This is a genomic window from Tardiphaga sp. (assembly GCF_028290495.1).
Lineage (GTDB): Bacteria > Pseudomonadota > Alphaproteobacteria > Rhizobiales > Xanthobacteraceae > Tardiphaga.
On the sequence record NZ_JAQGJT010000065.1, the window covers coordinates 1 to 8827 of the forward strand.

At 60.4% G+C, this 8827-nt stretch carries 12 protein-coding genes; all 12 read right to left on the reverse strand.

Going from position 1 to position 8827, the window contains the following annotated elements; genetic code table 11:
* Positions 1 to 105 precede the first annotated feature (105 nt).
* The 12 genes from JWQ24_RS12410 to JWQ24_RS12465 all read right to left on the reverse strand — a co-directional run bounded on the left by JWQ24_RS12410 (position 106) and on the right by JWQ24_RS12465 (position 8825).
* A complete protein-coding gene (locus tag JWQ24_RS12410; RefSeq protein WP_299808045.1) occupies positions 106 to 1677 on the reverse strand; it encodes a hypothetical protein in 1572 nt (523 codons plus the stop codon).
* A gap of 3 nt (positions 1678 to 1680) precedes the next feature.
* Complete coding sequence (locus JWQ24_RS12415; protein WP_299808047.1) at positions 1681 to 1809, reverse strand: hypothetical protein; 129 nt, start codon at positions 1807 to 1809, stop codon at positions 1681 to 1683.
* Entirely contained in the window at positions 1806 to 2237 is a 432-nt protein-coding gene (locus tag JWQ24_RS12420) for a gene transfer agent family protein (RefSeq protein WP_299808049.1), read from the reverse strand. Before JWQ24_RS12420 ends, JWQ24_RS12415 begins: the two co-directional genes overlap by 4 nt.
* Positions 2234 to 2665: a phage tail tube protein gene (locus tag JWQ24_RS12425; RefSeq protein WP_299808050.1), complete on the reverse strand. Its 432-nt coding sequence runs from the start codon at positions 2663 to 2665 to the stop codon at positions 2234 to 2236. Before JWQ24_RS12425 ends, JWQ24_RS12420 begins: the two co-directional genes overlap by 4 nt.
* A gap of 9 nt (positions 2666 to 2674) precedes the next feature.
* Positions 2675 to 3085, reverse strand: coding sequence for a DUF3168 domain-containing protein (locus tag JWQ24_RS12430; RefSeq protein WP_299808052.1), 411 nt, complete (start codon positions 3083 to 3085; stop codon positions 2675 to 2677).
* Between the two features lie 40 nt (positions 3086 to 3125).
* Positions 3126 to 4382 (reverse strand): HK97 family phage prohead protease, encoded by a 1257-nt coding sequence (locus JWQ24_RS12435; protein WP_299808054.1) that lies wholly within the window; start codon positions 4380 to 4382, stop codon positions 3126 to 3128.
* A gap of 10 nt (positions 4383 to 4392) precedes the next feature.
* Positions 4393 to 6243, reverse strand: coding sequence for a terminase TerL endonuclease subunit (locus JWQ24_RS12440; RefSeq protein WP_299808056.1), 1851 nt, complete (start codon positions 6241 to 6243; stop codon positions 4393 to 4395).
* A complete protein-coding gene (locus JWQ24_RS12445) occupies positions 6176 to 6607 on the reverse strand; it encodes a P27 family phage terminase small subunit (protein WP_299808058.1) in 432 nt (143 codons plus the stop codon). The genes JWQ24_RS12440 and JWQ24_RS12445 overlap by 68 nt, the downstream gene beginning before the upstream one ends.
* A gap of 255 nt (positions 6608 to 6862) precedes the next feature.
* A complete protein-coding gene (locus tag JWQ24_RS12450) occupies positions 6863 to 7234 on the reverse strand; it encodes an HNH endonuclease (RefSeq protein WP_299808059.1) in 372 nt (123 codons plus the stop codon).
* Complete coding sequence (locus tag JWQ24_RS12455) at positions 7234 to 7758, reverse strand: HNH endonuclease (RefSeq protein WP_299808061.1); 525 nt, start codon at positions 7756 to 7758, stop codon at positions 7234 to 7236. The genes JWQ24_RS12450 and JWQ24_RS12455 overlap by 1 nt, the downstream gene beginning before the upstream one ends.
* Before the next feature lie 313 nt (positions 7759 to 8071).
* On the reverse strand, positions 8072 to 8299 hold the full coding sequence (locus tag JWQ24_RS12460) for a hypothetical protein (protein WP_299808063.1): 228 nt from the start codon (positions 8297 to 8299) through the stop codon (positions 8072 to 8074).
* 244 nt (positions 8300 to 8543) lie between these two features.
* Positions 8544 to 8825 (reverse strand): hypothetical protein, encoded by a 282-nt coding sequence (locus JWQ24_RS12465; protein ID WP_299808065.1) that lies wholly within the window; start codon positions 8823 to 8825, stop codon positions 8544 to 8546.
* Positions 8826 to 8827: the final 2 nt, after the last annotated feature.

An 8827-nucleotide genomic window follows, 5' to 3' on the forward strand; every position in this document is an offset into this window, starting at 1 on the left:
AACTTGCCACCATCGCAAACCGTCGCTTGCAGCACCGACTGCAGGCCGCTTAAACTCTAACCCCTGATGAGCCAGAGCCTCCCTTCTCGAAATGCCTGATCAGTCTCAAATTATCTGACGACGAACAGCATTGAAGAACGATGCGAACAGCGAATTGATGGACGCCTTAGCAAGAGTCTTCAGTAGCGAACTCATGACGTCGTTGAGGTTCTTGCCTTCCACGACAGCGTCCGCAAAAGACGATGCCAGAGCGTTACCGAGCAGCGAACTGGCAGCGTTGATCTTGCCGAGAGATTCCCGGGCCGCATCGAAGTTGGTCGTCGCGATCTTGGCGCCTTCCGACGCCGCAATGAAGGACTGCTTGTGGGCCGGCGTCAGCGCGATCCGCGCCTGCACCAGCGCCTGCTCCGCCGACATGGTGGCGCGCAGCTTCTGATACTGGTCGATCTGCGCCTGGGTGACCTCGCCCTCGTCCTTGCGGATGGCATTGAGCAACTGGAACTCCGCGCGCAATTGCGCCTGCGCGGCGTTGTTCTGGAACACAGCGATAGTGTCAGCATTCATCGACGCCGTATGGCGCGTGATCTGCTCCTCGGTACGCTCAAAGGAGTCGGACGTATCACCCGCCGATGCAGGCGGCTTGACTGGCACATTGCTTAGTGGACGCGCGGTATCTTTTGTCGACGTCCCCCCGCCAGTTTTCGCACCGTCTGCCGGGCCCTTCGGCTTCTCACCGGAGAAGGCATTCGGATCGTCGAGGAGCGCGATCGACCGCTGGTTCTGCGTGTTGTTGAGGCGGACCAAGGCCTGCCGAAACGTATCTATTTCGGCAGCGGCTTTCGACGTGTAGCCGTCGATTAGGCCATTTTTGAACAAACCGAGAAAGCTGACGGTAGTGCCAAGGATAGCGATCAGATCTGTGAGGTCTTGCCGGATAACATCGAACAGGTGCTCTGAGAGATACGCTTTGACGTTCCGGACAGCCTGATTCCAAGCTTCATCGAAAAGCTTTGCTTGGTCCGCAAGCTTCTGTAGATCGGGCGCAGCAGCAGCGGCATCCGTCGAAAGTTGCCGAACGGCGGCGCCGCCCTTTTCCAGAAACCGGACCATAGTTTCGGTCTGACCAGCAGCACGAGAGATATCGACCTTTTGAATCTCGGTGCGAGCATTCTGCACGAGATCCCCGACTATGCCGAAGGTCTGCTGCAAAGTCAGCGCTTCGCGGTTGACGCCCTGCAAAGCAGCGGGGTTCGCGTCGAGAAGGTCAGAGAGGCTATTCTTTTCGCCGCGCTGCATTTGGTCGAGGAGCGTTGCGAGACCTTTCAGGCTCTTCGTTGCATCGTCGATCGGGACCTTCGCATTCGCGGCAGCCTCCTGGAAGCCAAACACGTCGTTCAGCGACTGGCCGACCAGCTTAGCGACTTCGGGAAGTTCAAGAAACCGATCCTTCAAGTCGGTCGCAAACTTGATGGCCGCTTCGATACCCTTAGTCGACAGATTGCTGAGGAAGTTACCGAGGAACGACCCCGAAAACGACGGGTTCGCCTTCGAGAACTTGTCCTCGATGTCCGAGACGGTCTTGTCGGCGAGCACGCCGGCCCGCTGCATATCCTTCTCGAATTTGGTCAGCTGCGCGCTGAGCGCGACCACCAGGGCTGCTGTATCGTTTCCGGCCATGACCTATCCGTCGCCGTGCATGCGCTTGGCTTCGTCGAATTCCGCCGCCGTCGGCGCGGACGATGTCCCGCCTTCCGTGTCGTGAGCGGCGTTCCAGCCATCCACCACGGCGGCGAACTGGTAGAGACTCATGGCTTCGACTTCTTTCGGGGAGAAGCCGACGACCGCGCCGTTCCCGTAGAGCGTGGACGGGCTGAGGCGGCTGTCCGAGGCGCTTCCGGGTCCGCTGTCTCTTTTCCCACAGGATCAATCTCGTCGCCCTGCAGGGCATTGATGATGATGGCCCAGGCCATCATCACATGGCTGAGGATGCGACCGGCGCAGATATGCTCATCGACCAGCGCTTTGGCCTTCTTGGGATCCACGCCGGCGCCGATCAAGCCGATACGGAATGTCTCCTGGACATCCTGGACACGCCAGTTGCCGCTGCGCAGCCGATTGGCTACCTCGGCCGGGCCAGCGTCCAGTCTGTCCTGCAGGGCGAGCAGCTCGCCTATGCCGAGCCGAAAGGTCCGGCTATCGCCAGCCCAGACGAGCTCACATGCGCCATTGCGGCTCATGCGGGGATGAACGCCGGGATGATGCCGTCCGACTCCAGCGTGATCGTCGCTTCCGCGAGCGAGCCGCGGTCGCCGGTGATCTCGAAATTCGTCAGGTGGAAGCCGCCCTGCCAGTGACCGAGAGCAGCGAGCCAGACCTGCACCTGCTTGGACTCCGGGCTGCGGAACCAGTCATCGTATGACGCGACCGCCGCCACATCGAGCGTGCCGGCGCCATTGATGGTTGCGCTAAGCGCGTCCTTGACGGCTTCGGACCACGCGGGGTCGTCCGGATTTTCGCAGTCCGGCACGATGATTTTGTTGGTGCTCGACTGAAACTGGATACCGCGCTTGGTATTGATCAGGCACGGATGCGCAAACACTTCCGGGTCGGCGCCGTCGCCGACCTTGATGTATAGCTGCGTGCCGCGAATCTTCTGGATTGCCATACCGGCCTCCTAGGGGTGAGCGATGATGAAGCGATATTCGATGACGGCGTGGCGCGTTCGTCCGTCTGGATCGTCGAGATACTGAACTTGCGCAAACTCACCGAGCAACACATCGAAGCCGGAAAGCACCAGCGGCACCTTCATTGCGGAGCGGACCGCGCCTGCAATTTTCTTGACCATCGAATAGCCGGGCGTCGCCGCCGATTGCGACCAGCCGTGAATTTGAAACGTCACTTCGGAGCCGTCCGAGCATTCATCGTCGTCGCCGATAACCTGACCGCCGCCGAGCGACAGATAGGGATACGCCGCGGATGCGGGGACCTCATCAAAGACGCGCTGACCGACGATGGCGGCGACACCGGCATCGGCCTTGAGGCGCTTCGTTATGACATCCTGCAGCGCATACGACGGATCACTCATTCGGCAGATCGCTTTTTTATTGCCGCGGTGAGCTTTCGCTTCACGGCCGACTGAATGGATTTTTTCGAAAGCCGATAGGTCGGGTAGAAGAACGGCTTCGCGGCTGCGCCAGGGTGTTGGGTGCCACCCCCTTGACGCTTGCTCCGGCTGATGTCGGCACCTTTCGCAAGACTATGGGGCGCCGTCCCGAACTCGACCCACCTTGCATAGTAGGCCTCGTCATTACCGGCGTAGACCGAAACACGGATCCCGCTGGACGAGCTTGACTTCGGTCGAAAGGCACCAGTCGCTCGCGTCTTCGGCGGATCGCCGAACGTCCACCCAATGGACTGTCATGCCAGCCCTTGGCGATCTCAGCCGACTGCATCAGGTTGCCCTTGCCCAGCGCGAGCGCCATCGCGTAGCGGGTGAATGCGGTGCCGGCCGGCAGGTTCGACTTCACCGACAGAACGGTGACGCCGCTGCGGCTTTCGGTGCCACGCTGCGGGGTGGTACCGTCGATAGCAACGGCCGACTTCTTGTTGCTCTCTTCGCGAGCCTTCAGACGCACGATGTGCTCACCGATTTCCTTCACCTCATCGGCGAGGGTGTCGTACTCCTCCTTCTGGGCGGCATCGAGGGTCACGCCGGCTTCCGCCGCGGTGTCCATGATGGTGTCCATGCTGACCGACTTGGCGGTGAGTGTGGCTTCGAATGCGGCAATCTGTTCCGCGATGGTCTTCTTCATGACTTTGGCCTCCTGGGCCTTGATGACGGGGGTTGTTCGGGATTTCCCGGGCGCGGGAGGTTTCGGTTCAATATCGTCCGGCGGTTGGCCTGACGCGGCCCGCTGTGCGAGATCGAGAGACTTGACGAGGGAAATCGTGCAGTCGGCATTTGCCGGCACGGTCACGAGCGAAAGCTCGAGAACTTCGCTGCGAATGTAGCGGTACCCACCATCTTCCATCCGCGAATATTCGAGAGGGCTGAAACCGATCGAGACCGCGCTCACCAGCCCGGCCTTCACTTCGCCCCATGCCGTGTCGACGCGGTCCTTCAGTGCCCCGGGCTCGGTGATGGTCGGTAGCCGCGCCTCGAATGTGATGCCCGACTTGGTCGGCTTGTCGAACCGCACGGTGCCAACGGGCGCGCGTGAATCATGCTGGTGCAGCAGCGGCATCGGGTTTTTGAACTCGACGCCAAGCGGCTCAACAATGTCACCGACACGATCCGGGCTCGGCGTCGTCGCCGTCCCCCGAATAATGCGCTTGTCTTCCTCCACCGCTTTCACGGTGAGGATTGCATATGCACGGTTCATGATGGTGTCCTCAGACGATGATCATCTTGTATTCTGGCGTCTTGCTCTTGAGCTCTGCTGTCGCGGCGCCAGTCGCCATCGCTATCGTGACCAAGCCGTCGATCCGGCCTCGTGACCGCTTTTTGTCGAACGCTCTGTTCTTCTGACCATCCGAGATCAGTAGTGCATTGCCTGCGCACCAGTAGGTGACTGGCGACGCATCAATGGTGATCCCACCAGTCAATATCCTGTCTTCGAGACGCTCCACCGAGCGGGGCATACAGAGCTGCTTGTCTTCAAAGATGACCCGCGTTCCCTGCCCGTGGCTGACGAGCTTCAAGCCCTTCCCTTCTGGCTCATCAGGGCCTTCCCACTTCCAAACGGGAAAACCAATCTGATCACAGGCGGCGATGAAATCGCCAATGCCGGCAGGGTCGAACGCCAGGAATTCAACGGCATCATTCTCGGACAAAAGCTCTTTAATCTTTGCCGCAACAAAGGTCTTGTCAATAACGCCGCCTGGCACGGCAGTTAGATCGATCTCGGGATCTTCGACCCACTCCTCATATGGAGCGTTGTCGGAACGGGCGCGGTCCGCCAGCTTATCCTTCGTGGTCCAGTACCAAGTCTTCGCCCAGAGATGCCCGTCGTCGTCGAGCCATACCGCAGTCAGCGCGGTCAAGTCGTTCTTCTGCGACAGATCCAGCGAGAGCCAGCACTTGCATTTACGTAGCGCCGGAACATTCACTTCGCTCTGCACGGCAGCCCAGGCTTCCTCCGCGATCCAGAAGTCCACCGACCCCGTCGGGATTCCGAAGTATAACCGCTTGACGGACATGGCCGTCGAAAGCAACTCGCGCGCCGTGTTTACGGAACCGCGGATATTCTCCACGGGGAAAGTGATGCCGAGCGCCGGCAACGCCTTTGGCCAGCACGCTTCATTTTCGAAGACCGTCTCTCGGTCCGCCTTGTCGACTCGGGCGATGAAGCCGAACGCCTCGTCGTCCCGCACCTCACCCTTTGCCACCTTCTGATAAAATTCAGAGTATGCGGTACCGACCAATTGTGTCGACGCCGGCGTGTTGGTGCCTAGCAACATCAACGCATCGCCGGGCATTTTGGCGATTGCCTGCTTCCACGTCTCGATCGACGCATTGCTTTTAAATTCGTGAATCTCGTCAGCCGAAACCAGCGTCGGCCGCGGCCCCGATATAGCCTCGCCATTCGCGAGCGACTGAAAAACCGAGTTGGACGCCGGGTGTTCGATCTTGAAGGCATTGTCCAGAAAGCCGCGGATGATGACTTCGCCGCGCGCCTCCAGCGTATCCATGTCCTCAGGGTCCGACCCGGGGATTGGAGCGCGGCACATCGACGCCGCATCTTTGAACAACACGTTCGCGGTCGCCTTGTCCTGGCCGATCGCGTAAACCTTGGCGCGCTGCACGCCGTAATAGCCCATCATGTAAAGGCCGATGGCGGCCATCAGCGGCGACTTCGCCTGCCCCTTTCCAGTCTCCAGCCACCCGGACCGGAAACGCATCCGGCCGCTTGCCATGCGCCAGCCGAACAACGACCCGACGCAGAACATGTGCCAGGGTAGCAGATTGAACGGCTCTCCTACCTTTGCGCCTTCCGTGATTGACAACGCCGCCGGGAAAAACCCGAAGGCATGCTCAGCGCGATCCGGCGCCCAATGCAGTCCACGGGCGGGACCGTCGACCATATCCTTCAGATGCCGCTCGGCAGCACTTCGAACAATCTCACCGGAGACAATACGGCCGTCGACAACATCACGCGCCCACTGCGTGGTCGGATCAGCGGGCGACCGGCTTGAGGTACCCGCCGCCGATGATCGACGGCTTCTGCCTTTGGACTTTTCCACCATTGTTGCGCCGGCGCGGCGTGATCGTCAGCTCTGCCTCGGCAGCCGACGCCATCCCGTTCGCGTCCTTCAATACTGTGAACCACGGATTGTACGCGGGCTGCTTCTTGCCCTTGGCCGGGAACACCGCCCCCTCGTCAGCGACGTGACGCATCGCGATTTCATAGAGCACGTAGGCGTCGACCAGCCGCTTGACCTGGCGTTCGTTGGCGTTGGCCAGCTTCTCGGACCCGCGCAGCTCGCTGATGATGATGCGCCATTGCCGGCGCGCCAGATCCTGATCAAGTTCGTCGGTGAACTGCGCGGACCAGTTCGGTTCGGTCAGCCCGTCAACGACCGAGGGGTCGACGCGGGGCGGCGGCACTAACCGCAGCGGCGCGGCGGTCGAAATCTTTGTAGACTTCCGCCCTGCGCCCTCTCGTTTACCGCCTCTCGGCATAAGTTTTGATTTCCGTGAATTCAAACAGCGAAGAAAGCCAAGCGATTACAATGTCGTTGCTTTGCTTCTGACGTTTGATTGCGATGGGTCGCCTTTGATTTTTGGTCTCATTGCGTATGCTGCTTGAGCGCCGGTCTTCCCGGGGAGGCTTCCAGACTTTTGGATGCCCCCCGGGGGTGCCTATTGCTTGATGTTCCATGGATGATCGGACGCGACCGGTCTGCCCGAGGCATCACATCCGATCTCATAGCCGCGGGCCTCAATGCCCTGCTCTACCGTGTCGTGACAGGGTGCACAGGAGCTGGCCAACTCGCCTTCGAAGAACAATGTGCGGTCGCCCTTATGGGCAACCTTGTGATGGGCGACCGTGGCCGGTGTGATGATACTTGGCACCTTGGCCAGGCACCGCTCGCACAGAGGCTGCTTGCTCAGTTGTTCGCGGCGCCGCTCCAGCCACGCCTTCGTCGCATACCATGCGCGCCAACTCTTAAGTTGCCTACGGCGACCATCGCTTTCACGGTTACGCTCACGGCGCTCAAAGGACTTCGGCATCAAGCTGCGTACGCAAACTCTCCGAAGTGAGAGCGGGCAGCGGCGATGTAAGCAGCTGCAGCCTCTGCCTCACTGTCGAAGTAACCAAGATGCTTCTGCTTGCGGCCTACGGTAATACAGGCGCGATATCTTCCCGTGCGAGCATAAAGCGAAACACCTTTCAAACCAGATGTATTTGTGCTCGGCAGTTCGGTATTCCCCGCATTCTGCTTCGGCGTTGCCAGCCGAAGGTTACGAATTATGTTGTTCGCCTTGTCGCGGTCCTTGTGATCGATCTGGGTTTCCGGCCATACGCCGAAATGGTGGATCCAAGCTACCTGCTGCGCGTAACAATTTCGGCCATTGATCCGTATGACAATATAGCCTTCGCGCGTAAGGTTTCCTGCGATATTGCCTGCGTGCCTAGAATTCCACGCCTTGTCATGGAAGGTGATCTCCGGCTTCGCCTTCCAAATAAACAATCCCGTATCCGGATCGTAATCCAGGCGTCCGATCACTTCCTCAAATCTCGGCGGTGGCTTCATGATTTTGGCACTCAGGCTGGATCCCACGTAGGTGCGCAGTACTCACACGGGCTGGTGTCCTGCACTTCATAGTCCAAACTCAACACAACGGCCTGCTCTTCCCTCCGTCAGTAGGGGTAGAGCCGGGTCCGCTCGTAGCATCGACAGGCCGCATCCACCTTCCGGCCGCGTATGCCGGCGAGCCTGGATGCGCGCCTTGCCGCCGTCTACGGTCTTGGGCGTAAACGCTGCGCGGATGATATTGGTATGCGCTGGCTGCTCGCCCTGCACTGTCAGATCACCTATGCGGTAGGTCATGGCGACGTACCCGTCCTTAGGCTTCAGGCATCCGATATGTGCCGACAGTGGCGCCAGCATCGTTCATCACGTAGGCGACGCCGTCCCGAAGCGCAGTCTCCGCGCCGATCGTCGCCGGTGACGGGCTCGCGCCGAACAGGTAGAGCACGCTGCGTCCCGTATCTTTACCCGGGTTGAACGCCACGCTGTCAGCGGCAACGATAGTCTCATGGCCTTCCGGGCAGCGGTGCTTGACCGTAAGCATGGGTGTCGTCCTTCTGGTTCTTCTTCGGGGGATCGGTGTCCGTCGCTATCCGCGTCCGGATCCCAAGCAATAAGGTCTTGGGTGCGACGGGTTGAGGTTCCTTAGGCCGCCTTCGGCGCGTGATCGCGAAGGTGATCAGGTATTGTTCCCCAAGTACGAACTGATCCACGGCCTTGTGGAGCCCCATGGCCGCTATCGAGTCGTCCTACTGCAGGGTTGCGCCCGGCAGCGGCCACTTCACGTATCAGCAATCGTTTCCGGTCTTACCGGCCGGGGCCTTTGCGCCGTCCGCTTGCTGCGCGGCGGTGGGTTGCCCCTGCATTTGCCGCTGCGCATCCTGGGACGACGTCGGGCCGCCGGCGGTCTGCTGGTTCATCGCGCTGGTTGGCGGTTGCTGGCCGGAGCTGGAACCGGTACCGACGGTTGCCCCGGTGTTGCCCGGCGTCGGGCCCGAGCCCGCGTCGCGCATCTCGGCCGATTTGCCGGTGTTGCACGGCCCTGCAATTGCTGCAGCGCTCCCGAGCACCA

Excerpts from the sequence above, each read along its gene's own strand:
- JWQ24_RS12410 (WP_299808045.1), bottom strand. The coding sequence starts at position 1,677 with ATGGCCGGAAACGATACAGCAGCCCTGGTGGTCGCGCTCAGCGCGCAG.
- JWQ24_RS12435 (WP_299808054.1), bottom strand. The coding sequence starts at position 4,382 with ATGAACCGTGCATATGCAATCCTCACCGTGAAAGCGGTGGAGGAAGAC.
- JWQ24_RS12455 (WP_299808061.1), bottom strand. The coding sequence starts at position 7,758 with ATGAAGCCACCGCCGAGATTTGAGGAAGTGATCGGACGCCTGGATTAC.
- JWQ24_RS12425 (WP_299808050.1), bottom strand. The coding sequence starts at position 2,665 with ATGGCAATCCAGAAGATTCGCGGCACGCAGCTATACATCAAGGTCGGC.
- JWQ24_RS12420 (WP_299808049.1), bottom strand. The coding sequence starts at position 2,237 with ATGAGCCGCAATGGCGCATGTGAGCTCGTCTGGGCTGGCGATAGCCGG.
- JWQ24_RS12415 (WP_299808047.1), bottom strand. The coding sequence starts at position 1,809 with ATGAGTCTCTACCAGTTCGCCGCCGTGGTGGATGGCTGGAACGCCGCT.
- JWQ24_RS12430 (WP_299808052.1), bottom strand. The coding sequence starts at position 3,085 with ATGAGTGATCCGTCGTATGCGCTGCAGGATGTCATAACGAAGCGCCTC.
- JWQ24_RS12460 (WP_299808063.1), bottom strand. The coding sequence starts at position 8,299 with ATGCTTACGGTCAAGCACCGCTGCCCGGAAGGCCATGAGACTATCGTT.
- JWQ24_RS12450 (WP_299808059.1), bottom strand. The coding sequence starts at position 7,234 with ATGCCGAAGTCCTTTGAGCGCCGTGAGCGTAACCGTGAAAGCGATGGT.